The sequence below is a fragment of the Paeniglutamicibacter psychrophenolicus genome (assembly GCF_017876575.1).
GTDB lineage: Bacteria > Actinomycetota > Actinomycetes > Actinomycetales > Micrococcaceae > Paeniglutamicibacter > Paeniglutamicibacter psychrophenolicus.
Genome location: NZ_JAGIOE010000001.1, coordinates 3,034,746 through 3,059,705 on the forward strand (window position 1 = coordinate 3,034,746; position 24,960 = coordinate 3,059,705).

The 24,960-nt window shown below is 69.2% G+C and carries 23 protein-coding genes; 2 read left to right on the plus strand and 21 right to left on the minus strand.

From position 1 onward, the window contains the following. The first annotated feature begins 114 nt into the window (after positions 1-114). Entirely contained in the window at positions 115-1,176 is a 1,062-nt protein-coding gene (locus JOF46_RS13755; RefSeq protein WP_209907970.1) for an alpha/beta fold hydrolase, read from the plus strand. Here the strand turns inward: JOF46_RS13755 and JOF46_RS13760 are convergent. The 13 genes from JOF46_RS13760 to pyrR all read right to left on the minus strand — a co-directional run bounded on the left by JOF46_RS13760 (position 1,173) and on the right by pyrR (position 16,799). After that, positions 1,173-3,284: a primosomal protein N' family DNA-binding protein gene (locus JOF46_RS13760; RefSeq protein ID WP_209907972.1), complete on the minus strand. Its 2,112-nt coding sequence runs from the start codon at positions 3,282-3,284 to the stop codon at positions 1,173-1,175. The genes JOF46_RS13755 and JOF46_RS13760 overlap by 4 nt on opposite strands. A gap of 149 nt (positions 3,285-3,433) precedes the next feature. Next, positions 3,434-4,639: a methionine adenosyltransferase gene (gene metK / locus JOF46_RS13765; RefSeq protein ID WP_209907974.1), complete on the minus strand. Its 1,206-nt coding sequence runs from the start codon at positions 4,637-4,639 to the stop codon at positions 3,434-3,436. Positions 4,640-4,808: 169 nt separating this feature from the next. Further along, the gene (locus tag JOF46_RS13770; RefSeq protein WP_209907975.1) at positions 4,809-6,110 is read right to left on the minus strand and encodes a bifunctional phosphopantothenoylcysteine decarboxylase/phosphopantothenate synthase; all 1,302 of its coding nucleotides are present in this window, start codon (positions 6,108-6,110) and stop codon (positions 4,809-4,811) included. A gap of 108 nt (positions 6,111-6,218) precedes the next feature. Next, entirely contained in the window at positions 6,219-6,482 is a 264-nt protein-coding gene (gene rpoZ / locus JOF46_RS13775; RefSeq protein ID WP_113762374.1) for a DNA-directed RNA polymerase subunit omega, read from the minus strand. A gap of 108 nt (positions 6,483-6,590) precedes the next feature. Further along, positions 6,591-7,169 carry a guanylate kinase gene (gmk, locus tag JOF46_RS13780; protein ID WP_209907977.1) on the minus strand — a complete coding sequence of 193 codons (579 nt, stop codon included), beginning with the start codon at positions 7,167-7,169 and terminating at the stop codon, positions 6,591-6,593. Positions 7,170-7,180: 11 nt separating this feature from the next. Then, positions 7,181-7,516, minus strand: coding sequence for an integration host factor, actinobacterial type (gene mihF, locus JOF46_RS13785; RefSeq protein ID WP_071215083.1), 336 nt, complete (start codon positions 7,514-7,516; stop codon positions 7,181-7,183). A gap of 388 nt (positions 7,517-7,904) precedes the next feature. Then, a complete protein-coding gene (gene pyrF, locus JOF46_RS13790) occupies positions 7,905-8,768 on the minus strand; it encodes an orotidine-5'-phosphate decarboxylase (RefSeq protein WP_209907979.1) in 864 nt (287 codons plus the stop codon). After that, the gene (carB, locus tag JOF46_RS13795) at positions 8,761-12,099 is read right to left on the minus strand and encodes a carbamoyl-phosphate synthase large subunit (protein WP_209907981.1); all 3,339 of its coding nucleotides are present in this window, start codon (positions 12,097-12,099) and stop codon (positions 8,761-8,763) included. Before carB ends, pyrF begins: the two co-directional genes overlap by 8 nt. Next, on the minus strand, positions 12,099-13,298 hold the full coding sequence (carA, locus tag JOF46_RS13800) for a glutamine-hydrolyzing carbamoyl-phosphate synthase small subunit (protein ID WP_209907983.1): 1,200 nt from the start codon (positions 13,296-13,298) through the stop codon (positions 12,099-12,101). Before carA ends, carB begins: the two co-directional genes overlap by 1 nt. After that, positions 13,295-13,855 carry a PH-like domain-containing protein gene (locus JOF46_RS13805; protein ID WP_209907985.1) on the minus strand — a complete coding sequence of 187 codons (561 nt, stop codon included), beginning with the start codon at positions 13,853-13,855 and terminating at the stop codon, positions 13,295-13,297. The genes carA and JOF46_RS13805 overlap by 4 nt, the downstream gene beginning before the upstream one ends. Next, on the minus strand, positions 13,856-15,187 hold the full coding sequence (locus JOF46_RS13810) for a dihydroorotase (RefSeq protein ID WP_209907987.1): 1,332 nt from the start codon (positions 15,185-15,187) through the stop codon (positions 13,856-13,858). It abuts the gene before it with no gap. Positions 15,188-15,207: 20 nt separating this feature from the next. Further along, on the minus strand, positions 15,208-16,212 hold the full coding sequence (locus JOF46_RS13815; protein WP_209907989.1) for an aspartate carbamoyltransferase catalytic subunit: 1,005 nt from the start codon (positions 16,210-16,212) through the stop codon (positions 15,208-15,210). Then, positions 16,209-16,799, minus strand: coding sequence for a bifunctional pyr operon transcriptional regulator/uracil phosphoribosyltransferase PyrR (gene pyrR / locus JOF46_RS13820; protein ID WP_209907991.1), 591 nt, complete (start codon positions 16,797-16,799; stop codon positions 16,209-16,211). Before pyrR ends, JOF46_RS13815 begins: the two co-directional genes overlap by 4 nt. A 94-nt stretch (positions 16,800-16,893) precedes the next feature. Here pyrR and JOF46_RS13825 point away from each other — a divergent pair, with 94 nt between their 5' ends. Next, positions 16,894-18,126: a PrsW family intramembrane metalloprotease gene (locus JOF46_RS13825; RefSeq protein WP_209907993.1), complete on the plus strand. Its 1,233-nt coding sequence runs from the start codon at positions 16,894-16,896 to the stop codon at positions 18,124-18,126. 88 nt (positions 18,127-18,214) lie between these two features. On the opposite strand, the gene JOF46_RS13830 is transcribed toward JOF46_RS13825, so the two are convergent. The 8 genes from JOF46_RS13830 to aroC all read right to left on the minus strand — a co-directional run bounded on the left by JOF46_RS13830 (position 18,215) and on the right by aroC (position 24,957). Then, on the minus strand, positions 18,215-18,376 hold the full coding sequence (locus tag JOF46_RS13830; protein ID WP_209907994.1) for an MFS transporter small subunit: 162 nt from the start codon (positions 18,374-18,376) through the stop codon (positions 18,215-18,217). After that, positions 18,377-19,771 (minus strand): OFA family MFS transporter, encoded by a 1,395-nt coding sequence (locus tag JOF46_RS13835; RefSeq protein ID WP_209907996.1) that lies wholly within the window; start codon positions 19,769-19,771, stop codon positions 18,377-18,379. It lies immediately after the preceding gene. 346 nt (positions 19,772-20,117) lie between these two features. After that, on the minus strand, positions 20,118-20,528 hold the full coding sequence (nusB, locus tag JOF46_RS13840) for a transcription antitermination factor NusB (RefSeq protein ID WP_071215092.1): 411 nt from the start codon (positions 20,526-20,528) through the stop codon (positions 20,118-20,120). Further along, positions 20,528-21,088, minus strand: a complete 561-nt coding sequence (gene efp / locus JOF46_RS13845; protein WP_209907998.1) for an elongation factor P — start codon at positions 21,086-21,088, stop codon at positions 20,528-20,530. The genes nusB and efp overlap by 1 nt, the downstream gene beginning before the upstream one ends. A 215-nt stretch (positions 21,089-21,303) precedes the next feature. After that, positions 21,304-21,906 (minus strand): tetratricopeptide repeat protein, encoded by a 603-nt coding sequence (locus tag JOF46_RS13850; protein ID WP_209908000.1) that lies wholly within the window; start codon positions 21,904-21,906, stop codon positions 21,304-21,306. Beyond that, on the minus strand, positions 21,903-22,994 hold the full coding sequence (gene aroB / locus JOF46_RS13855; RefSeq protein WP_209908002.1) for a 3-dehydroquinate synthase: 1,092 nt from the start codon (positions 22,992-22,994) through the stop codon (positions 21,903-21,905). The genes JOF46_RS13850 and aroB overlap by 4 nt, the downstream gene beginning before the upstream one ends. A 194-nt stretch (positions 22,995-23,188) precedes the next feature. After that, positions 23,189-23,758 carry a shikimate kinase gene (locus JOF46_RS13860; RefSeq protein ID WP_209908004.1) on the minus strand — a complete coding sequence of 190 codons (570 nt, stop codon included), beginning with the start codon at positions 23,756-23,758 and terminating at the stop codon, positions 23,189-23,191. Further along, positions 23,755-24,957: a chorismate synthase gene (gene aroC, locus JOF46_RS13865; RefSeq protein WP_209908006.1), complete on the minus strand. Its 1,203-nt coding sequence runs from the start codon at positions 24,955-24,957 to the stop codon at positions 23,755-23,757. The genes JOF46_RS13860 and aroC overlap by 4 nt, the downstream gene beginning before the upstream one ends. Positions 24,958-24,960 lie beyond the last annotated feature (3 nt).

The following is a 24,960-nucleotide window of genomic DNA, read 5'->3' on the forward strand; positions in this document are numbered from 1 at the left end:
CGCGGGTGCCGGTGCCTAGCCCACGGGGTGAAGCGTAAGCGAATCGTTGCCGATCCCCGGTGGAACCCGGAGCCTCGCAGCCGCGCGTCCCGCGGCCCGGGATAGGCTGGGAACATGCCCCTTTCCCCGCCGCAAACCCCGCGCCGCGCCCTGAAAAGCATCCACCACGTGCATGGTTCGGAGGTGTCGTGCTGGACCTACCCGGCGCCGGCGTCCTGCCGCGGCGTCATCCTGGCGGTGCATGGCTTCCGCGGCGACCACCACGGCCTGGCGCGGATCATCGAGCAGCTGCCGGACTACACCGTCATCGTTCCGGATTTGCCCGGGTTCGGCTCTTCGACCCCGTTTTCCGGCGTGTCGGCCCACGGCGCGCCGAACGTTGCCCCGGAGTTCCCGGCGCCCGGCGAGGCCCCGGAAACCACCGGGCCGCGCCACGACGTGGCCGGCTACGGCGAGGTCATCGGCGCGCTGCGCGGGCAACTGGGGTTGGGTCCGGCGACGATCTTGCTGGGCCATTCCTTTGGCACCATCGTCGCCGCCGCCTACCTGGCCCGGCACCCGGGAAGCTTCGGGCAGCTGGTGCTGGTCAACCCGATCTGCGAACCGGCGCTCGAGGGCAGCCAGGCGCTGATGTCCCGCGCCGCAGGTGCCTACTACGCCGCCGGCGCACGCCTGCCTGCCGCCCTGGGAGAGGCGCTGCTGCGCTCGCGGCTGGTCACCGATGCGATGTCGCTGGCCATGCTCAAGTCCAGCGACCGGGCGACGCGCGCCTACGTCTTTGACCAGCACCGGCGCTATTTCTCCGGGTTCACCTCGCGCTCCACCCTGCGCGAGGCCTATGCGGCCTCGATCACCGCCACGGTGCGCGAGGTGGCGGCCCGGATCAACGAGCCGACGCTGCTGGTGGTCGGGGAGCAGGACGAGCTCGGCTCGGTGGCCGCCCAGCGTTCCCTGGCCCGCACCTTCCCGCGCGCGACCATGCGGGTGATCGGGGACGTGGGTCACCTGATCCACTACGAAAAGGCGCCCGAGGCCGCTGCACTGATCGAGGAATTCCTGGGCGCCGGGCACCCGTGGGTGCCGCGCGGGATGCCGCGCACGCTCTACCCGGGCGACGGGCGAAGGAACCAGCCAAGGCAGCCGAATCGGTCAAGCGAGAGATCCCAGGCGGGCTAAAGGATCCCGTCCGGGTCGATGCGGATGGCCACGACCGGCTCCTTGGCGGCGCTGAAGGTGGCACGCAGCGCACGCAGCGCCGCGGTCACCGCCGGTCCCTGGGCGTAGGAGAAGAACAGCAGCCAGCGGTGCTCGCCCTCCCCCAGCAGCACCGGCCCGTGCCGGCGCACCTCGTCGCCCAGCACCAGGGCGTCCATGAACTTGTCGGCGGTTCCCGCCGGTCCCTTGACCATGGCGGTGCGCACCGCCGGGGGCAATCCCAGGGTGCGGCGCTCATCGAGCTCCGCCTGGGCATAGGCGGCCGCGTCAAAGCGGACCAGCGCACGCATGGGCTCGGTCGGGTCCCCGGCCACCACCACGGTGCCGCCGCCCGGGTGTCCCTCGGTGGCATCCCGGCCGCGGGCCAGGGACGCGGCGCCCATCCAGCGGTTGAGCACCTCCTCGCCGGTGCGCAGCCCCTCGCGGGCCATCATCCGGTCCCCGTCCAGCAGCAGCACCGCCGCGTACCCGTTGGCGGCCACCGGTTCGGCGCCCGGGGTCGCGACCACCAGTGCCGGGGAATCGGGCACCGCGTGCAGCGGCTTGGCCCCGGTCGCGGCCACCACCTTGATGCCCGGGAAGGCCCGGCCAAGTTCCTCGGCGGTGCGGTCCGCCCCGATCGATGCGGCGCGCAGGCGCATGAATCCGCACTCCACGCAGCTCCAGTCGTGGGCCACCAGGCCGCACCAGCCGCAGGCCGGGGCCCCGCGGGCATCGCCCAGGGCCAGCGGGCCGTTGCAGGCGGTGCAGCGGGCCGGGGTGCGGCAGCGTTCGCAGCGCAGCGCCGGCATGAACCCGGTGCGGGCGACCTGCACCAGCACCGGCCCGCGGGCCAGCGCGGCCTTGGCCTCGCGCCAGGCGGCGGCCGGGAGCCGCGCGGCGTGCAGCAGCGGGTCGCGTTCGGCCTCGAACTCGTCCGAGGCGGCGATGACCCGCGGGGCATGGGCGCGCAAGAGCTTGCGGTCGGCTTCCAGTTCGTGGGCCCAGCCGCTGCGCACCAGCCGCTGGGCCTCGGCGCTGCGCCCGGGTGCGGCCAGCAGCAGCCCGGCGTTCTCGACGCCGCAGCGCAGCAGCAGCACCTCGCGGGCGTGGTGGTAGGGGGCGCGCGGCTCGGCGTGCGAATTGTCCGCGTCGTCCCAGATGATCGCCAGGCCCAGGTCCCTCACCGGGGCGAAGGCGGCGTTGCGGGTGCCGACGACCAGCCGTGCGGACCCGCGGGCCACGCGCAGGAAGTTCCGGTAGCGCGGGGTGGCCCCGTCCTCGGCGGTCAGCCGCGCGTACGCCTCGGGGCCCAGTCGCTCATCGAGCCTGGCGCAGAGCCTGGCCATGTCGCGGGCGTCGGGTACGACGATGAGCACCCCGCGCCCTGAGGCCAGGACCAGCTCGGAGGCCTCGAGCAGCAGTGCGGGCCAGTCCCCGGGGCGGTTGGGCACCGCGGAGAGCACGGCCCGCGGGGATTGGCCGGTGCGCAGCATCCGGGCGTAGTCGGCCCCGCCGTGGTACTCGGACAACAGCGGCGCCGGAAAATCACCGGCTGGTTCGCCGGCCGCGCTTTTCACGGCCGGGCCAGTCACGGCGGAAGCATCAACGGCCGGGCCGGCCACGGGCGGTTCGTCCGCCCGCATGCCGTCCCCGGCATCGGTTTTCTCGGTTTCCACCCGGGCCATGCGGGCCGGGACGGCCGAGCGCAGCACGTCCCACACCCCGCCGGCGTAGCGTTCGGCCACGGCGCGGGCCACGGCCAGCACCTCGGCGGAGAGCACCACCTCCGGGGACACGACCGCGCGCAGCGGCTGCAGCCTGATCCCGGGCTCGGAGTGCTCGAGGCGTTCGACGAGGAATCCGGCAAGTTCCTGCCCGCCGAAGCGGACCTTCACCCTGACCCCGGGCTGCGCGGCCGCATCGAGTTCGGCCGGGACCAGGTAGTCGAAGGGCCGGTCCAGGTGCGGGAGGGCCGAATCGATCACCACCCGGGCGATCGGAAGCGTGCTTGCCATGTGCGGGATTCCGGGCAGCGGCGCGGACAGGTCGAAACCGGCCAGCAGCGAGGGCTGCAGCGACTGGTCCACGCACCCCACCTCCCGTTCGTACGCCTTGAGAATCACACTACCGCCGACACCCCGGCTGACCGGGAGCGGCTTAAGAACGCATCGGGTGCCGCAACGCCTCGCGGGCGCGGCACCCGATGCCCGGCGGATGTCCCGGCCGGTGAACGGTGCTAGGCGTTGAAGTACGCCTTCAGCGCGTCGACGCGGTCCAGGTTCTCCCAGGTGAAGTCCGCATCCTCGCGGCCGAAGTGGCCGTGCGCGGCGGTCTTCTGGTAGATCGGGCGCAACAGGTCAAGGTCCTCGATGATGCCCAGCGGGCGCAGGTCGAAGACCTCGTTGATGGCCGCGGTGATCTTCGCCGGGTCCACGGTCTCGGTGCCGAAGGTCTCCACGTACAGGCCCACCGGGCGGGCGACGCCGATGGCGTAGGCGACCTGGACCTCGACGCGGCGCGCCAGGCCGGCTGCAACCACGTTCTTGGCAACCCAGCGCATGGCGTAGGCGGCCGAGCGGTCGACCTTCGAGGGGTCCTTGCCGGAGAAGGCGCCGCCGCCGTGGCGGGCGAAGCCGCCGTAGGTGTCCACGATGATCTTGCGGCCGGTCAGGCCCGCGTCGCCGACAGGGCCGCCGATGATGAACGGACCCGAGGGGTTCAGGATGATGCGGGTGTTGGAGGTGTCAAGCTCGGTGCCCTCGAGCACCGGGGTGACGACCTCGGCCAGCAGGCCGTCGAGCAGGTCCGCGAAATCGAATTCGGCGGCATGCTGGGAGGAGACCACGATGGTCTCCACGGAGACCGGCTTGTCCCCGTCGTAGCCGACCGTCACCTGGGTCTTGCCGTCCGGGCGCAGCAGCGACAGCGTGCCGTCCTTGCGGACCTGGGTGAGTCGCTCGGAGAGCCGGTGTGCCAGGTGGATCGGGGTGGGCATCAGCGTTGCCGTCTCGTCGGACGCGTAGCCGAACATCAGGCCCTGGTCGCCGGCGCCCTGCGCGTCGCGCGGGTCCACCGCGGTGCCCTCGCGGACCTCCAGGGAGTTGAAGACGCCGTCGGAGATTTCCTGGGACTGCTGCCCGATGGACACCGAGACGCCGCAGCGTGCCCCGTCGAAGCCGTTGGCCGAGGAGTCGTAGCCGATGTCCAGGATGGTGCGGCGCACGATCTCCGGGATCTCGACGTACCCGTCGGTGGTGACCTCTCCGGCCACGTGCACCAAACCGGTGGTGGTCAGGGTCTCCACGGCGACCCGGGAGTTGGGGTCCTGCGCCAGCATGGCGTCGAGGATGGCGTCGGAGATCTGGTCACAGATCTTGTCCGGGTGGCCCTCCGTAACCGATTCGGAGGTGAAGAGGCGTAGCTGCGGGGATTCTAAAGTCACCCAGCCACTCTACCGGTAACCGGGCCCCGGGTCAGATTCGCGGTTCCGCCCCGTCACATGCCCGCTTTGGGGTCCCCGCATGACGGATTGCGGCGCATTGCGACGCGCTCCGTCGGCACATGACGGGCACCGGGTGTGGGAAGGATCGCAGTTGCCCCCCGGCGACCCGCTATCTGTCGCGGGTGCCCTCCCCCAGCGCGCCGGCCACGGCCTCGATCACCGAGGAGGCGACCTGGTCCTTGGACCCGGAGGCGTGCACTGGCTCCGCGCCGTCGGCGAAGAGGATGGTCACGGTGTTTTCGTCGGTCCCGAAGGTCAGGTTCTCCCCCACCTCGTTGACGACCAGCATTTCGCAGCCCTTGCGTGCCAGCTTGGCGGCCCCGTATTCCAGCACGCCGGCTTCGGCGTCGCCGGTTTCGGCGGCAAATCCCACGACCAGCGGCGGGAGGTCCCCGGCAACTCCTTCCGCGGCGCGCTGCGCAATGAGCATGGCCAGGATGTCGGGATTGCGCACCAGGGTGATCACCGGGTCGGCGTGGTCGTCGGACTTCTTGATCTTCGACCCCACGTATTCGGCCGGGCGGAAGTCGGCGACGGCGGCGCTCATGATCAGCACGTCGGCCCCGCGTGCGGCCTCGGTGACGGCGCCCTGCAGCTGCGCGGCGGTGGAGGCGGTGCTCAGCTCCACGCCCTCGGGCGCGGGCAGGTCCATGTGTGCGGCAATGAAGCGGACGGTGGCCCCGGCCACGAGTGCGGCCTTGGCCAGGGCGATGCCCTGCCGGCCCGAGGACCGGTTGCCGAGGTAGCGCACCGGGTCCAGCGGTTCGCGGGTGCCTCCGGCGGAAATCGCGACGACCTTCCCGGCCAGCGGACCGGGTCCGGCGGTGCGCGGGGCGGTGCCTGCCATCGGCGTGTCGGGCCCCGACGCGCCGGAGGGTGCCGTCTCGTCCAGGTACCCGGCGACGGCGGCGAAGATCTCCTCGGGGTCCGGAAGCCGTCCGGCGCCCGAATCCTTGCCGGTGAGCCTGCCCACGGCGGGTTCGATGATGTGCACGCCGCGGGAGCGCAGCGTCGCGACGTTGGCGACCGTGGCGGGGTGCTCCCACATCTCGGTGTGCATCGCCGGGGCCATGACCACCGGGGCGCCGGTGGCCAGGAGCGTGCCGGTGAGCAGGTCGTTGGCCATCCCGGCCGCGGCGCGGGCCAACACGTCGGCGGTGGCCGGGGCGATGACGACCAGGTCGGCCTCCTGGCCGAGGCGCACGTGGTTGACGGTGTCCACCGCCTCGAACACCGAGGTGTGCACCGGGTTGCCGCTCAGCGCCTCCCAGGTGGCGGCGCCGACGAACTCCAGCGACGCGGTCGTGGGGATGACATCGACGTGATGTCCTGCCTCCTTAAACAGCCGTAGCAGCAAAGCTGCCTTGTAGGCGGCGATCCCTGCGGATACACCTAGGACAATGCGCTTCACTGCTACCACCGATGCCTAGTGCGTGGCGCCGGGCCCGGCCCGCCCGTGAGGGGTCGGGGAATGGGTTGCGCCGGCGCCTACGCGTCGTAAATCGTTTGTTTCCGAGTGCTACTCGGCGACTTCCTCGATCTTCGTGACGCTGAGCAGGCCCTCGTTGATTTCACGCAGGGCGATGGACAGCGGCTTCTCGTTCAGGCGGGTGTCGACCAGCGGGCCGACGTACTCGAACAGGCCCTCGTGCAGCTGGGCGTAGTACGCGTTGATCTGGCGTGCGCGCTTGGCGGAGTTGATCACCAGTGCGTACTTCGAATCGGTGGTGGTCAGCAGCGAGTCGATGGACGGGCTGATGATGCCTTCAAGGTTCGTGTTCACGAAGCCTCCAAATAACTAGTTGGTGGATCAAGACGATAAGTACTGCACCCGCTTACTCCCCGGGCGCCGGGCGGCACCAAGGGGTCAACGGGTCTGACACAAAAGTTTTTAGCGTGCGTGCGGGGTCAACCCCATGAGGGTCACCAGCTCGTCAGCAGCCCGCGAAATCTCGTCGTTGACGATGGTCACGTCAAATTCGGATTCGGCAGCAAGCTCCAGTTTAGCGGTTTCCAGCCGGCGCTGCTGCTCCTCGGGGGTTTCCGTGCCGCGGCCCACAAGCCGGCGCACCAATTCGTCCCAGCTGGGAGGGGCCAGGAACACGAATTTCGCCTCCGGCAGGTTCGCCTTCACCTGGCGTGCGCCCTGCAGGTCGATCTCCAGCAGCACCCGCTTCCCCGCGGCCACCGCCTCCTCGACCTTGGTGCGGATGGTGCCGTAGCTGTTCTGCCCGTGCACGACGGCCCATTCGAGCATTTCCCCGTTTTCGACCAGTTCGCCGAACTTTTCGGGGCCGACAAAGAAGTAGTGCACCCCGTCTATTTCGCCGGGGCGCGGGTTGCGCGTGGTGGCGGACACCGAGAGCCACACCTGGGGGTAGTTGTCGCGAATGTAGGTCGAAATCGTTCCCTTACCTACGGCCGTGGGACCGGCGAGGACTGTGACCGTTGGGTGGGGGCTAACCGTCATGGTGTGCTTCGTTACTCTTTCGTTTTGGGGGGCGATTGCTGGAAATGTTCCACCAATGCGATGCGCTGTTTGCGCCCCAGCCCGCGCAGGCGTCGGCTGGGTGAAATACCTAGTCTATCGATAAGCGTGTGGGCGCGGATCTCGCCGACACCCGGAACGGACTCCAGCAGGTCCATGACCCGCAGCCGGCCGATGGCCTCGTCGTCGGGCACCAGCTCCAACAGGTCGGTGATGCTCAGCTTGCCGGCGCCGAATTGGTTCTTGATCTCGGCCCGTCGCGTGCGTGCCGCCAACGCCTTTGCCCGTGCGCGAATACGGTCCTCGTCTGAGAGTTCTCGCAGTACCATGCCTCTTGCCGCCAATCCATCCATAGGGTCAAGCACCAGGGCAAACAGCCCTGAACTGAAGATAACCAATCGAGCGCCCCGATGCAATGGTTAATCGCGCTGTGGCTACCACAAATGCGTTAACAACGGAAAAATTCGGGTCATTGGGCGCAAAGCGGCGCCACGGGTGTAACCAAGATCATCCCGGGTTTGGCGCTCCGCGTCCGATCCCGGCCCCACATGCACCGATGCGTGGGGGCGGGGGCCCTGGCACGGATCGCACCCGCCGGGGCCCGACCGGGTCCGGGACGCAAGAGTTTGCGGGACAATGATGCCCCCGGCGCGGCCCCTTGGGGGCGCGCCGGGGGCATCGAACCAAGCCCGTTGCCGGTCCTTCGGGAAATCGCGCCTACAGCAGCGAATCCCTGGTTGCTGCCGCAGCACCACGCAGGGCGTCGGCGTCGGGGCCGGCCTTGAGCACGTCGCGGCTCGAGGTTCCCAGCACCTGCGGCCAGAACGCGCCGAACGACGCCTTCATGTCCGCCCCGGTGGCCCCCTGGGCGCCCAGGCCCGGTGCCAGGATCGGGGCGTTGGAGGTTGCCAGGTCGATGCCCAGTTCCTCAAGCGCCGCGCCCACGGTGGCACCGATGACCAGGCCGGTGGAACCGAACGGGGTTGCCCCGTCGTTCTCCGCACCCACGGCGCCGATGATGCCCTTGGCGACCGAGGAGGCGCCGCCGACGTGCTGCACGGTCTTGCCTTCCGGGTTGGAGGTCAAACCCAGCACGAACACGCCGCGGCCGGTGGCCGCCGCAAGGTCCAGGGCCGGGCGCAGCGACTCGTAGCCCAGGTAGGGGCTCAGCGTCACCGCGTCGGCGGCCAGCGGGCTGCCCTCCCCCAGCCAGGCATCCGCGTACGCGGCCATGGTGGAGCCGATGTCCCCGCGCTTGGCGTCGGCGATCGACAGCACGTGCCCGGCGGCGCACAGCGCCAGGGTTTCCTCCAGCACCGCCAGTCCGCGCGAACCGTGGCGCTCGTACAGGGCGACCTGCGGCTTCAGTGCGGCGACGTGCCCGGCCAGGGCCTCGACAACCGTGAGGGAGAAGCTGCGCAGCCCCGCCACGTTGTCTTCCAGGCCCCAGGCGGCAAGCAGGGACGGGTGCGGGTCGATGCCCACGCACAGCGGACCGTGCGCGGCCATCGCCGCGGCCAGGCGCTGCCCGAAGGCGGTGCGCCCGGCCGCCGCGGCGGCCCGTGCTTCGGGGCTAGGCATTGGCGCCGTCCTTGGCCGCTGCGGCCGCGTCGGCCTCGGCGATGCCGGCGGCCTGCAGGGTCTTGGCGTGCTCCTGCAGCGAGGTCACCGACCATTCGAAGTGGCGCATCGCGTCGATGGCCTGGATTGCGGCACCGAACTCGGCGACGGTGGTGATGATCGGGGTGCCCACGGAGACCGCTGCGGCGCGGATCTCGTAGCCGTCCCCGCGCGAGTCGCCGCCCGAGGGGGTGTTCAGGATCAGGCTGATCTCCCCGTCGGTGATCAAATCGACGATGTTGGATTCGCCCTCGACCTGTCCCTCGCGGACTTTGCGGACCACGGTGGAGGGGATGCCGTTGCGGCGCAGCACCTCGGCGGTGCCGCCGGTGGAGATGATCTCGAAGCCGATGTCGGCCAGGTGCTTGACCGGGATCACGATCGAGCGCTTGTCGCGGTTCGCGACCGAGACGAAGACCTTGCCCTTGGTCGGCAGCGGCGAGTTGGCCGCGGCCTGCGATTTGGCGAAGGCGGTGTCGAAGTACTTGTCGATGCCCATGACCTCGCCGGTGGAGCGCATTTCCGGGCCGAGCAGCGAGTCAACGACCTTGCCCTCCGGGGTGCGGAAGCGGGCGAAGGGAAGCACTGCTTCCTTCACCGAGACCGGTGCGCCCTCGGGCAGGTTGGCCCCGTCGCCGGATTCCGGCAGCAGGTGGTGCACCGAGCGCAGGTGGGCGATGGACACGCCGACCCCGATCATCGCCGCGGCCTTGGCCAGCTGCACGCCGGTGGCCTTGGAGGTGAACGGCACGGTGCGGCTGGCGCGCGGGTTGGCCTCGATCACGTAGAGCACGTCGGACGCCAGCGCGAACTGGATGTTGATCAAGCCGCGCACGCCCACGCCCTCGGCGATGGCGCGGGTTGCGGCGACCACGCGGTCGCGCACATCCTGGCCCAGGGTGATGGGGGGCAGCACGCAGGCGGAGTCGCCGGAGTGGATGCCGGCCTCCTCGATGTGCTCCATGATGCCGCCGACGTACAGGTCGGTGCCGTCGAACAGCGCGTCGACGTCGATCTCGATGGCGTCCTCGAGGAACCGGTCAACGAGCACCGGGTGGTCGGCGGTGATTTCGGTGGCGTTGGTGATGTAGCGGGAGAGGTTTGCCTCGTCGTACACGATCTCCATGCCGCGCCCGCCCAGCACGTAGCTTGGGCGCACCAGGACCGGGTAGCCGATCTCGTCGGCGATCTTCTTGGCCTCGTCGAAGGACACCGCGGTGCCGTTCTTCGGGGCGATCAGCCCGCCGGCATCCAGCACGCGCTGGAAGGCGCCGCGGTGCTCGGCCAGGTCGATGGCCTCCGGGGAGGTGCCCAGGATCGGCACGCCGGCATCGGCGAGTTCCTGCGCGAGCTTCAGCGGGGTCTGCCCGCCGAGCTGCACGAACACGCCCAGCACGCCGCCGGTGGATTCCTCCGCGTGGATGACCTCCAGCACGTCCTCGAGCGTGAGCGGCTCGAAGTACAGGCGGGTGGACACGTCGTAGTCGGTGGAGACGGTTTCCGGGTTGCAGTTGACCATGACGGTCTCGTAGCCGGCCTTGCGCAGCGCCATGGTGGCGTGGACGCAGGAGTAGTCGAATTCGATGCCCTGGCCGATGCGGTTCGGGCCCGAGCCGAGGATGATGACCGACGGCTTTTCGTGCAGCGCGACCTCGGTCTCCTCGTCGTAGGAGGAGTAGTGGTACGGGGTGAAGGCCTCGAACTCGGCGGCGCAGGTGTCGACGGTCTTGAAGACCGGGCGGATGCCCAGGGCGTGGCGGATCCCGCGGACCACGGCCTCGGTCTTGAAAGTCAGCTTGGCGATCTGCGCATCGGAGAAGCCGTGGCGCTTGGCCTCGCGCAGCACCTCCTCGTTCAGATCGGGGTTGGAGCGGATCATCGCTGCGGTCTCGTTGATCAGCACCAGCTGGTCCAGGTACCACGGGTCGATGGCGGTCTTCTCGAAGACCTGCTCGATGGATGCCCCGCCGAGCAGCGCGCGCTGCACGTTGTACAGGCGGTCCGTGGAGCCCTTGATGGAGTCCTCGAGCAGCTGCTCGATCTCGAAGTCCATCGGCTTGTTGAACTCGATTTCGGACCCCTTTTGCTCCAGGGAGCGCAGGGCCTTCTGCAGTGCCTCGGTGAAGTTGCGGCCGATGGCCATGGCCTCGCCGACCGACTTCATGGTGGTGGTCAGCGTGGCATCTGCCGCCGGGAACTTCTCGAACGCGAAGCGCGGGACCTTGACAACGACGTAGTCGAGGGCCGGCTCGAAGGCCGCCGGGGTCTTCAGCGTGATGTCGTTCGGGATCTCGTCCAGCGTGTAGCCCAGCGAGAGCTTGGTGGCGATCTTCGCGATGGCGAAGCCGGTGGCCTTGGAGGCCAGCGCGGAGGAACGCGAAACGCGCGGGTTCATCTCGATGACCACGATGCGCCCGGTGTCCGGCTCGATGGCGAACTGGATGTTGCAGCCGCCGGTGTCGACGCCGACCTCGCGGATGACCGCGATGGAGATGTCGCGCAGCTTCTGGTACTCGCGGTCGGTCAGCGTCATGGCCGGTGCCACGGTGATCGAGTCTCCGGTGTGCACGCCTACCGGATCGAAGTTCTCGATGGAGCAGATGACCACGACGTTGTCGTTCTTGTCGCGCATCATTTCCAGCTCGTACTCCTTCCAGCCCAGGATCGACTCCTCCAGGAGCACCTCGGTGGTCGGCGAGTACTGCAGGCCCTGGCCGGCGATGCGGCGCAGGTCCTCGGCGTTGTACGCCATGCCCGAGCCCAGTCCGCCCATGGTGAAGGACGGGCGCACGACGACCGGGTAGTTCAGTTCCTCGACGGCGGCGAAGGCCTCCTCCATGGTGTGCACGATGACCGACTTGGCGCTTTCGGCGCCGCAGCGCTCCACGACGCCCTTGAACTTCTCGCGGTCCTCGCCGAGCTCGATGGCCTCGATGTTCGCGCCGATCAGCTCGACGTTGTACTTGGCCAGCACGCCGGCCTTGTCCAGCGCGATGGCGGTGTTCAGTGCGGTCTGCCCGCCCAGGGTCGGCAGGATCGCGTCGGGGCGTTCCTTGGCGATGATCTTTTCAACGACCTCCGGGGTGATCGGCTCGACGTAGGTGGCGTCGGCGAACTCCGGGTCGGTCATGATGGTGGCGGGGTTGGAGTTGACCAGGATGACCCGCAGGCCCTCCTCCTTGAGCACCCGCAGTGCCTGGGTGCCGGAGTAGTCGAACTCGGCTGCCTGGCCAATGACGATCGGCCCGGAGCCGATGACCAGGACCGACTTGAGGTCTTCGCGCTTCGGCATTACTTCTCTCCCTGGGTGGAATCTGCGGTGGTTGCGGCGGCGTTCTTGGCCGCTGCCATGTTGGTGATGAACCTGTCGAACAGGTGGGATGCGTCGTGCGGCCCGGAGGCGGCCTCGGGGTGGTACTGCACCGAGAAGGCCGGCAGGTCAAGGCAGTTCAGGCCCTCGACGACGCCGTCGTTCAGCGAGATATGGGACACCTCGACGCGGCCGAAGCGCTCCAGCGGGGCGTTTGCCGCGCCCTCGCGCGGGGCGTCGACGGCGAAGCCGTGGTTCTGGCTGGTGATCTCCACCTTGCCGGTGGCCTTGTCCAGCACCGGCTGGTTGATTCCGCGGTGCCCGAAGCGCAGCTTGTAGGTGCCGTAGCCCAGGGCGCGGCCCAGGATCTGGTTGCCGAAGCAGATGCCGAAGTACGGGATCTTCGCCTCGAGCACCTGGCGGACCAACTCGACCTGCACGTTGGCGGTGGCCGGGTCGCCGGGGCCGTTGGAGAAGAACACGCCGTGGGCACCGGTGGCGGTGACGTCCTCGAAGCTGGCGTCGTGCGGGAGCACGTGCACGCGCACCCCGCGCTCGGCGAAGCGCTGCGGGGTCATCATCTTGATGCCCAGGTCGATGGCCGCGACGGTGTACCGGACCTCGCCGGTGTAGCCGTGGTCCGCCGGCTCCACGGTGTAGGCCTCCTTGGTGGAGACCAGCGCGGAGAGGTTGGCACCCTCCATGGACGGCTGCGCGTTGACCGTCTTGACCAGTTCCTCGACGGGAGCGGCGGCTGCCTCCCCGGAGAAGATGCCCGACTTCATCGCGCCGCGGTCGCGCAGGTGGCGGGTCAGGGCGCGAGTGTCGACCTGCTGGATGCCGACGATGCCGCCGGCAACCAGGTCTTCGTCGAGGGTGCGCTGGGCACGCCAGTTCGAGGGGATGCGGGCGGCCTCGCGGACCACGTAGCCGGCGGCCCAGATGCGGGAGGACTCCGCGTCCTCGTCGTTGACCCCGGTGTTGCCGATGTGCGGGAAGGTCTGCACGATGATCTGTCCGGCGTAGGACGGGTCGGTGAGGGTCTCCTGGTAGCCGGACATGCCGGTGGAGAAGACCGCTTCGCCCAAGGCCGTGCCGATGGCGCCGTAGCTACGGCCGCGGAAAACCCGTCCGTCTTCGAGCACCAAGAGGGCTTGCTCGGTTCCCTGTACTGCTGTCACTGGTTTTCCTTTGTTTCGGCGGGTGGTTCTTCGTTGTTGTCTGTTCCGGGAGCGCCCGGCGCGGCGATGCGCGCGAGGATCCCGGGGAGTTCGGCGTGGTAGCGCGGGCGGAACCCGGTGTCCACGGCCTTGGTGCCCAGCATCCAGCTGATGACCAGCAGGCCATCCTTCTCCACGAACTTCCCGGCCATGCCGCTGGAGCGCGACACCCCGGTGATTGCGGCGGCGGGGATGAACACGTCGGGGGCGCCGTGGCGGGCCAGCAGCACGCCCTCGGGATGGATGGACAGGTCTGCATTGGTGCGGATTCCCAGGTGGTGGGCGGCGATGCGGTCCAGCCAGTCCCCGGCGGTGGTGGTGCACACGTACACGCCCTGCGCCGGTTCCCCGATGAAGTCGCCCAGCTCCGGGTCCCCGTTGGCGTCGAGCGGGATCTGCGGCGGGGCCGGGACGTCGGATTGCCGGCGCAGGCGGTTGCGCCAGCCCAGCAGGATCAGCCCGGCGGCCAGCACGATGACCGCCAGGGTGATCAGGACCGCGCCGGTGTACTGGCCCATCTAGAAGGCCCCGGAGAGCCGCGGGGTGGCCAGCTTGCCGTCGAGCACCGTGGGGTGCCCGTGGAAGAACACGTGGGTGACCTTGCCCGGCAGTTCCAGTCCCTTGAACGGGGAGTTCCGGCCCTTGGTGGCCATCGCATACGGGTCAACGACCCAGCGGGCCTCGGCGTCCACCAGCGTGATGTTTGCCGGTTCGCCCACGGCCAGCTCGCGGCCCTGGTCTTCGACGCGGCCGATGGCCGCCGGGGCGGTGGAGGTGATGCGGGCGAAGTCGGCCCAGCTGATCAGCCCGGTCTCGACCATGGTGTGCTGCACGACCGAGAGCGCGGTTTCCAGCCCGGTCATGCCCATGGCCGCCGCGGCCCATTCGCATTCCTTGGCCTCGGAGGGGTGCGGTGCGTGGTCGGTGCCGATGATGTCGATGGTGCCGTCGGCCAGTCCGGCGCGCAGCGCCATGACGTCGGTCTCGGTGCGCAGCGGCGGGTTGACCTTGTAGACCGGGTCGTAGCTGGAGACCAGTTCGTCGGTCAGCAGCAGGTGGTGCGGGGTGACCTCGGCGGTGACGTTCACGCCGCGGGACTTGGCCCAGCGGATGATCTCCACACTCCCGGCGGTCGAGACGTGGCAGATGTGCAGGCGGGAACCGACGTGTTCTGCCAGGAGCACGTCGCGGGCGATGATCGATTCCTCGGCGACGGCCGGCCATCCGGCCAGTCCGAGGACCGCGGAGACCTCGCCCTCGTTCATCTGGGCACCCTCGGTGAGCCGGGGTTCCTGGGCGTGCTGGGCGATGACGCCGTCGAAGGCCTTCACGTATTCCAGGGCGCGGCGCATGATCAGCGGGTCGAAGACGCAGATGCCGTCGTCGGAGAAGACCCGGACCTGTGCGCGGGAGTCGGCCATCGCGCCGATCTCGGACATCTGCTTGCCCGCAAGCCCGACGGTGACCGCTCCCACCGGGCGCACGTCGACCCAGCCCGAGCGCTTGCCCAGGGACCAGACCTGCTCGACGACACCGGCGGTGTCCGCCACGGGGTTGGAGTTGGCCATGGCGTGCACGGCGGTGAAGCCGCCCAGGGCGGCGGCGCGGGTGCCGGTCTCGACGGTCTCGGCGTCCTCGCGGCCCGGTTCGCGCAGGTGGGTGTGCAAATCGACCATGCCCGGCAGGGCGATCCGGCCGGCGGCCTCGATCACGGTGGCGCTCGCGGCGGCCGGGTGCGTTGCGGCGTCGGCCCCCAGGGCGGCGATGGTGCCCTCGTGGATGAGGATGTCGGTTCCCTGGCTGCCCAGCGGCTTGGCGCCCCGGATCAGGTAGGTGGTGTTGGTGCTCATGAGGATTGACTCCCGTTTCTTTACAGGCCGGCCGGACGGGTGGCGTCCGAGGGTGCGGGACGCTGCTGGTCCCCCGATAGCAGTAGATACAGCACGGCCATGCGCACCGCCACGCCGTTGGCCACCTGGGCCAGCACGGTGGAGCGGGGCGAGTCGGCGGCCGCGGAGGAGATTTCCAGGCCGCGGTTCATCGGACCGGGGTGCATGATGATGGTTTCGCCGGTGTCGCGGGCGTCCAGCGCCGCGAGCCGTGCGTCGTCGAAGCCCCAGAGTCGCGAGTATTCGCGGGTGTTGGGGAAGTAGGAGTCGTGCATGCGTTCGCCCTGCACGCGCAGCATCATCACCGCGTCGATGCCGCCGGCCAGCGTCGCGTCAAGGTCGTAGCTGATGGTGCATGGCCACACGTTGGAGCCGTGCGGCAGCAGCGTGGGCGGGGCGACCATGGTCACCTCGGCGCCCAGGGTGCGCAGCAGCCAGAGGTTGGAGCGGGCGACCCGCGAGTGCAGGATGTCCCCGACGATGGCGACCTTCATGCCGGACAGGTCCGAACCCAGCGAGGTGTGTCCGTGCAGCGCGGACCAGTGGGTGCGCAGCGTGAACGCGTCCAGCAGCGCCTGGGTGGGGTGTTCGTGGGTGCCGTCCCCGGCGTTGACCACCGGGGCGTCGATCCAGTCGGTGGCTGCCAGGCGGGCCGGGGCCCCGGAGGCGCCGTGCCGGATGACCACCGCGTCGGCGCCGATGGCCTGCAGGGTCTGGGCGGTGTCCTTGAGCGATTCGCCCTTGGAGACCGATGAACCCTTGGCGGAGAAGTTGATGACGTCCGCGCTCAGGCGCTTGGCGGCGGCCTCGAAGGAGATGCGGGTGCGGGTGGAGTCCTCGAAGAAGAGGTTGACCACCGTCCGTCCGCGCAGCGCCGGGAGCTTCTTGACCTCGCGGGTGCCCACGGCGGCCATTTCCTCGGCGATGTCCAGGATGCGGATCGCATCGTCGCGCGACAAATCCAGGGTGGAGAGCAGGTGCTTCATGCGTGGGCCTCGATGACGACCTCGTTGTTGTTGGCCCCGTCGACCTCGGAGAGGTGCACGCGCACCTTTTCGGTGGTGGCGGTGGGCAGGTTCTTGCCGACGTGGTCGGCGCGGATGGGAAGTTCGCGGTGGCCGCGGTCCACCAGGACAGCGAGGCGGACGATGCGGGGGCGGCCCAGGTCGGCGATGGCGTCGAGGGCGGCGCGGATGGTGCGCCCGGAGTAGAGCACGTCGTCCACCAGCACCACGACCTTGTCGTCGATGCCGGAGGCCGGAAGACGGGTGGGCACGGGGGTGCGGGTGGTGGAGCGGCGCAGGTCGTCGCGGTACATCGTGACGTCGAGCTGTCCGGTGATGGAGGCCGGATCCAGGCCCGGGGTGGTGGCGGCGATGCGCTGCGCGAGACGTTGGGCCAGCGGGAAGCCGCGGGACGGGATGCCCAACAGCACCAGGTCCTCCACACCCTTGTTGGCCTCGATGATCTCGTGGGCGATGCGGGTGAGAACGCGGTCGATGTCCTCGCTGGAGAGGACTATCCGGGCACTGACGGGCGCAAGGGCACGGTCCCGGGTGGGCTCGTTGCTCATGTGCGGCCTCCTTCCCCGCCTCACTGGACGGAATTTAAAGGTTGCTTGCTGGATCAAAATTATCACAGGCCGTGCCGCACGTAGGATTTGAGACATGCGCGTTACCTCACACCCCCCGCAATCGTCCCCGCACTCGGCCCCGCAGGACCCCTGGGCCTCCGCCGGCTCCCCCGCTTTCCCGGACTCGCCCGGCCTGCCCGGATCCGCTCCTTCGCCTTCCGGTCCCCCACCGGGGCACCGGCGCCGTTCGGGGTCCACGGCGGTGACCCTGGCCCTGGTGGCCTGCACCGTGGTGCTGCTGGGTGTGGGCTTCTTCCTGGCCGGGGCCTTCGGCTCCGGCACGGTGCTGTGGCTCGGCGCCCTGGCCATGGTGCCGCTGGCGCTGTGCCTGCTGGGACTGCGCTGGGTGGATCGCTGGGACCCGGAGCCGCGCGCCCTGCTGGCGCTGGGGCTGTTCTGGGGTGCCGGGGCCTCGGTGGCCGGGGCCCTGCTGGTGGGGGACGTGTTCATGGAGCTGTTCTTCGACCCCGCGGGCCGCCTGGACCTTGACCTCTTCGGCGCGGTGGTGCAGGCCCCCATCGTGGAGGAACTGGCCAAGGGCGCCGGGGTGCTGCTGATCTTCTGGATCAACCGCTCGCACTTCGACGGCCCCATCGACGGGATCGTGTACGGCGGCATCGTCGGTGCCGGGTTCGCGTTCACCGAGAACATCTTGTACTTCGCCTCCAGCTACGTCGACCCGGGGGCCAAAGGCGAGCTGGTTTCGGTCTTCGTGCTGCGCGGGCTCTTCTCCCCCTTCGTCCATGTGATGTTCACCGCATGGACGGGGTTTGCCCTGGGGCTGTGTGCCGCGCGCGGCAAGCGCGGGCGCTGGCCGCTGTACTTGGTGCTGGGCCTGCTGCCGGCGATGGTCGGCCACTTCCTGTGGAACGGAGGGGTCGGGATCTTCTTCGACAACTTCCTGAGCTTCTACTTCGTGCTGCAGGTGCCGTTGTTCGCCGCCTCGATCGTCGCGGTGGTGCTGCTGCAGCGCGGGGAGCGGAAGCTGACCGAGCAGCGCCTGGACGAGTACCGGGCCAGCGGCTGGTTCACCGCCGCGGAGGTTCAGATGTTTGCCACGCGTGCGGGCCGGCGCAATGCCCGGCGCTGGGCGGCGGGCATCGGACGCAGCCGGCAGATGAAGGAGTTCACCGCCACCGCGATGAACCTGGCCGCGGTGCGCCAGCGGATCGCGGCCGGACATCCCACGGGCACCGACTTCGCCCGGGAGCTGGCGTTGCTGCACAAGTCGCACCTGCAGCGCGCGCAGCTGCTCACCCTGGCCTGAGCACGGGACGGGCAACCAGCACGGGCTTTCGGCGTGTCGCGGTGCAACACGCCGAAAGCCCGATGGTTTTGCCCGGCAGCCGGTACTGCTACTGGAAGAGCTGGCCGACCCGCGACAGGGTGGTGACGACCCCGTACCCCAGCGGGATCCCGACCAACAGCCAGCCGAAAACCAGCCGCCCGGTGGCGGGGTTCACCGGGACGTCGGCGGGCCCTGCGGGATTGACGGTGTCATGTGGTTGCGATGGCATCTAGGATCCTTTCCTGGCGGAAGCGAGTTCTTCCTCCGGCTCGTGGTACTTCGCGTCGACCGGGCGGATGAGCGTGCTGGCGACGAAGCCGATGGCCAGCAACCCCACCATGGTCAGCAGCACCGGAAGGTAGTTGTGCGCGTTCATCGTCCCGGGCTTGCCCTGGGCGTCCAGCAGCCCGTTGACGATCAACGGCCCGGCGATGCCGGCGGCGGACCACGCGGTGAGCAGGCGGCCGTGGATCGCCCCGACCTGGAAGGTGCCGAAGAGGTCCTTGAGGTAGGCCGGGGCGGTGGAGAAGGAGCCGCCGTAGAAGCTGATGATGACCACTGCCATGGCCACGAAGAGCAGCATCGAGCTGCCGCCGAAGAAGGCCAGCACCACGTAGAAGACCGCGCCGGCACCGAGGTAGACCATGTAGATGCGCTTGCGCCCGATCACATCCGAGGTGCTTGACCAGATGAAGCGCCCGGCCATGTTGCCGATCGAGAGCATGCCCACGAATCCGGCGGCCACCGCGGCGTTGACCGCGGAGTTCCCGTCGGCGCCGCGGAAGAAGTCCTGGATCATCGGGGATGCCTGTTCCAGGATGCCGATACCGGCGGTGACGTTGAGGAACAGGACGGCCCACACCAGCCAGAAACTGCGGGTCTTGATCGCGTTGGCCGCCGAGACCTGCTTGGTGGTGACCATCGCGGAGACCTTGGCCGTGGAGGGGTCCCAGCCGCGCGGCGTCCAGCCGGGGGCTGGAACGCGGATGTTCAGCACCCCGTACATCATCACCGCGAAGTAGAGCACGCCCAGGGTCAGGAACAGCTTGCCGACCGAGTTGCCCGAGGCGATCCAGTCGGCGCCGTCGGTTGCGGGGTTGAACCCGTCAAAGAACTTCAGCAGGGCGCTGGACATCGGGGAGGCGATCAGCGCCCCTCCCCCGAAACCCATGATCGCCATGCCGGTGGCCATGCCCGGGCGGTCGGGGAACCACTTCATGAGGGTGGAGACCGGTGAGATGTAGCCGATGCCCAGCCCGATGCCGCCGATGACGCCGTAGCCCAGGTAGACCAGCCAGAGCTGTGAGGTGAAGATGCCGGCGGCACCGACCAGGAAGCCGGCACCCCAGAAGGAGGCGGCGACGAACATCGACTTGCGCGGCCCGCTGCGTTCGACCCAGGTGCCCATGATGGCCGCGGAGAGGCCGAGCATCACGATTGCGATGGAGAAGATGATCCCGATGGCGGTCTGCGAGAGGCCAAAGTGGCCGATGAGTGCGGACTTGTACACGCTGGTGGCGTAGGCCTGGCCGATGCACAGGTGCACGGCCAGTGCGGCGGGCGGGATCAGCCAGCGGTTGAAGCCCGGAGGGGCCATGGAGCGGGAGCGGTCGAGCCAATTCAACGTGTTCTCCTCTGTTCTGGGGTGGGCGCGGGTGTCACCGGGAACAGAAACCATGCGGTTGTCGGATTCTGCGACCCAAGCACACAGTGTGGCACGCTTCACAGGCCGGGCCGCGGCCCCGCGCCGGGGAATGCCGATTTGCCGCCGCTGGAAGGTGCGACATGCGGGCCTGGCCTGCTGGTTGGCCGACCTCCTGGCCGTACGGCATCCCCGCTGGCCGGACGGTCGCGCCGTTTGGCCGCCGGGTCGACTGGGGACCGGGGCACCGGTTAACGCACCGCGGCCGGCGGGAGCCCGAAAAGTTCGGGTTCCCGCCGGCCGGCGGAGAGGTGCGAAGCGCGGGCCGCTAGGCCAGCAGCGTCGGCTTCATCTGCTGGATGCGTCCGAGCAGTCCGTTGACGAATTCCGGGGACTCGTCGGTGGACAGCTCGCGGACCAGCGAGACTGCTTCGGCCACGGCAACGCCGTCGGGAACGTCGTCGTTGAACAACAGCTCCCAGGCGCCGATGCGCAGCGCGGTGCGGTCCACCGTGGGCATGCGCTCCAGGGTCCAGCCCTTGGAGTAGGAGGAGAGGATCTCATCGATCCTATCCAGCTCGCCCATGACGCCCTCGATGAGGGTCACGGTGTACTCGTTGATGGTGATGTCCGTGGCTTCACGGCGCAAACGCATGGCCGCCAGCGGCGAGACATCGCGTTGTTCGGCTTCAAAAAGGATGTCAAGTGCCCGGCGGCGGGCCTTGGCGCGTGCGCTCACTAGGAGACACGCCCGAGGTAATCGCCGGTGCGGGTGTCGACCTTGACCTTGGTGTTCTGTTCGACGAACAGCGGCACCTGGATCTCCTTGCCGGTCTCCAGCGTGGCCGGCTTGGTGCCTGCCGAGGAGCGGTCGCCCTGCAGGCCCGGCTCGGTGTAGGTGATTTCCAGGACGACCGACGGGGGCAGCTCGACGTACAGCGCGGAACCCTCGTGCATCGCGATGGTGACGTTCTGGTTCTCCAGCATGTAGCCGGCGGTCTCACCCACGGTCACACCGGCGACGGTGATCTGGTCGTAGTCGCTCAGGTCCATGAACACGAAGTCTTCGCCGTCCTGGTACAGGTACTGGTAGTCGCGGCGGTCAACGGTTGCGGTCTCGATCTTGGCGCCGGCGTTGTAGGTCTTTTCCAGCACGCGGCCGGTAAGCACGTTGCGCATCTTGGTGCGCACGAATGCGCCGCCCTTGCCCGGCTTGACGTGCTGGAAATCGATGATGCTCCAGAGCTGGCCCTCGATCTTGAGGACCTGTCCGTTCTTGATGTCGGTGGTTGATGCCACGATCTACTCTTCTTCCGTATTTCGCCGCCGGCTCGCCCGGCGCGGAATCGCGCTGGCGGGCCCAAGCCGCCGCAAAGCGGCAACCCCGGGCGTGTTGTCAAAAATCCAAGATTCAGTTTAGCGCACCGGGGCAGTTGCCCGGGTAACACCCGATGGTGATCTGCCGGACGCCGGTGCCCGGCCGGCACGCTTGGCGTGCGCCGGCGGGGCCGTTCCTACTGCCCGGGGTGCTGGTGGGCCGGCTGCGCGGAACCGGCTCCGGTGTGCTCGAGCACCGAGGCCAGGCAGGCGCGCGAGGACTCGACCAGGTGGGCGTCGGCCCCTGCCGCGGTGCGCAGGTCAAGGGCCTTGCGGAAACGGTTGGCCGCGGCCAGCAGGTCCCCGGACTCCACGTAGGCGAAGCCCAGGTGCTGCTGCAGGATGGCCTCGTGCTCGGTGTCCTTGAACTCCCTCAGCAGCGCGCGCAGGCGGTTGATGGCCCTGGGCGCGTCGCCCGAGGCACGGGTCAGCGAAGTGTCAAGCACGCGCATGGCGAAGTCCTGCGGGTCGCTCAGGCGGGTCTCGGCGACCAGTTCGCTGGCGGCGCGCAGCTCGCCCTTGGCCAGCAGCACCACGACCTGCCAGGCGGCGGATCCGGTGCGCAGGGTTTCCTCGGCCAGGGCCGCGTCGGAAATCTCGTGGCGCATCAGCGACGGGTTCAACCGCACCCCGGGGATGCCCGATTCGATGTTTTGGCGCGGGGCGCTGTCCAGTCCCCCGACGGGTACCTGCAGCAGCGCCTGGGTGTGGGTCAGGTCCCGATCCGGTGCGGTGATCATTGTGCAATCTCCTGGTAGGCGGCGAACAAGAGGGAAGTGTCGGGCACATCGAGCATGCGCGGGCTGCCGATGCCATCGAGCACCACGAAGCGCAACAGGTCTCCGCGGGTTTTCTTGTCCCGGCGCATCCCGTCGAGCAGGGCCTGCCAGCGGTCCCCGCGGTAGGTGGTGGGCAGTCCCAGGGACTTCAGGATGTCCAGGTGGCGGTCGGCGACCGCATCCGAGGTGCGTCCCACGCTGCGGCCCAGTTCGGCGGCGAAGGCCATGCCGATGGACACCGCCGCGCCGTGGCGCATCGAGTAGCGCTCGACCAGCTCGATGGCGTGCGCCAGGGTGTGCCCGTAGTTCAGGTATTCGCGCTCCCCGGATTCCCGCAGGTCGTTGGAGACGACCTTGGCCTTGACGATGATGGCTCGTTCGATCAACTCGCGCAGGCGGGCGGAGGTGGCGTCGGTGGCGTCGGCCGGGTCTTCCTCGATGAGCTCGAGGATGCGCTCGTCGGCAATGAAGCCGCACTTGACGACCTCGGCCATGCCGGTGACCAGCTCGTTCTTCGGCAGCGTGGCCAGGGTGTCCAGGTCCACCAACACGCCGGCGGGCGGGTGGAAGGCGCCGACGAGGTTCTTGCCCTCGGCGGTATTGATGCCTGTCTTGCCGCCGACCGCGGCATCGACCATGCCCAGCAGCGAGGTGGGGATGTGGATGACCTTGGTTCCGCGCAGCCAGGTGGCGGCGACGAATCCGGCCAGGTCGGTCACGGCCCCGCCGCCCACCGCGACGATGGCGTCCGAGCGGGTGAAGTCGTTCTTGCCCAGCACCTGCCAGCAGAAGGAGGCGACCTCGATGTGCTTGCCCTCTTCGGCGTCGGGGATCTCGGCGACCATCGCGGCGTAGCCGGCGGCCTCGAGGTCGGCCTTGACGATGTCGCCGGTGGCGCGCAGGGCGCGCGGGTGGATGATCAGCACCTTCTTGACGCGCTCGCCCAGCAGGCCGGGCAGGCGCCCTAGCAGGCCGTTGCCGACGATCACCTCGTAGTTCTCGGCAGGAGCCGATCCGGTGACGTTGATCGTCGTGGGTGCGGGGTTCATCGTTGGATCCTCCATGTGCTGCGTGGCGCGCCGGGCCCCGGCACCGACCGGGTCGGTGCGGTTGGGGGCTTGGGCGCGTGGGTGAATACGCGTCAACCGATTCTTCGCCGGTGACCAATTAGCCGTGCGGCGGGCGCGCGGATGCGTCCGTTGCTTGGCTTAAGCCTACGCGTTTGGGCGTCCGAGTTGGGGTTTCAGTGTCCGGCATCACGGTATGCGGTGAGGATCGCCTCGGCGATTTGTGCCGCGGTCCTCCCCCGGGTGTCGATGCGCAGCGTCGCTGTCGCCTCGTAGAGTTCGCTGCGTTCGGCGAAGATCCGGCTCCATGATTCAAGCGGGGTGGCGCCGAGCAGCGGACGGGTGGTGTCGGCGCCGATGCGCGGGCCGACGGTGGCCGCATCGGTCAGCAGGTACACCGCGAAGCCCGTGGCGATCAGGTCCCGGTTCCCGGCCGCGAGCACCGAGCCTCCCCCGGTGGCAACGACCGCAGGGGCGCACCGGTCGGCCGGGGCGGGGATGCCGGGCGCAGCCTTGGCGTGCGCAGCCTTGGCGTGCGGGCGCACGGCATCGGCCAGCGCCTGGGACTCGAAGCGGCGGAATCCGGCCTCCCCGTGGGCGGCGAAGATCTCGGGGATCGTGCCGTGGGCAGCAACGACGCGGGCGTCGGTGTCGATCAGGGTGGTTCCCAGCAGGCGCGCCAGGATCGCCCCGACCGCACTCTTGCCGCTTGCCATCGGCCCGATCAAGAAGATCGGCGTGCTCATGGGGTGCGGACCGACCCCAGGTTCTGCGGGATGGCCCCGAGGTAGTTTTCCACGTTGCGCTTGACCTCGGTGATCGAGTCGCCGCCGAACTTCTCCAGCATGGCCTGGGCCAGCACCAGGGCGACCATGGCCTCGGCGACGACGCCGGCGGCCGGAACGGCACAGACGTCCGAACGCTGGTGGTGCGCCGTGGTGGCCTCGCCGGTGGCGGTGTCGATGGTGCGCAGGGCGCGCGGGACGGTGGCGATCGGCTTCATGGCCGCGCGCACGCGCAGCACACCCCCGATGCTCATGCCGCCCTCGATGCCGCCGGCCTTGTTTCCGGAGCGGTCGATGACCCCGTCCTCGCCGCGCACGATCTCGTCGTGGGCGGCCGAGCCGCGGCGCGAGGCGGTGAGGAAGCCATCTCCCACCTCCACGCCCTTGATGGCCTGGATGCCCATCAGCGCACCGGCAAGGCGCGCGTCGAGGCGGCGGTCCCAGTGCACGTAGGAGCCCAGCCCGGGGGGAAGGTTGTAGGCAAGCACCTCGACGATGCCGCCGAGGGTCTCACCCTCCTTGTGGGCGGCGTCGACCTCGGCGACCATGGCCGCGGAGGTCTCGGAGTCGAAGCAGCGCAGCGGGTCGGCGTCAAGGGCCCGCACGTCTGCGGCGGTGGGCAGCGCGGAATTCTCCGGGGAGGCAACGGTGCCGACCGAGACGGTGTGGGAGACCAGCTGGACGCCGAGCTGGGCCAGGAAGTTTGCTGCCACCGAGCCCAGGGCGACGCGGGCGGCGGTTTCGCGGGCGGACGCGCGCTCGAGGACCGGGCGGGCGTCGTCGAACCCGTATTTCTGCATGCCGGTGAAATCGGCGTGGCCCGGGCGCGGGCGGGTCAGCGGCGCGTTGCGCGCCATCGATGCCAGTTCCTCGGCGTCAACGGCGTCGGGGTTCATGACCTTTTCCCACTTGGGCCACTCGGTGTTGCCGACCTCGATGGCCACCGGTCCGCCCTGTGTGAGCCCGTGGCGGACCCCGCCGATGAAGGACACCGCATCCTGCTCGAACTTCATCCTCGCGCCGCGGCCATAGCCGAGGCGGCGGCGTGCCAAGGCATCGCGCACATCCTGTGAAGAGATGGCAATGCCCGCGGGCAGTCCCTCGATAATTCCAACCAATGCGGGGCCGTGTGATTCGCCCGCCGTCAACCAACGCAACATGCA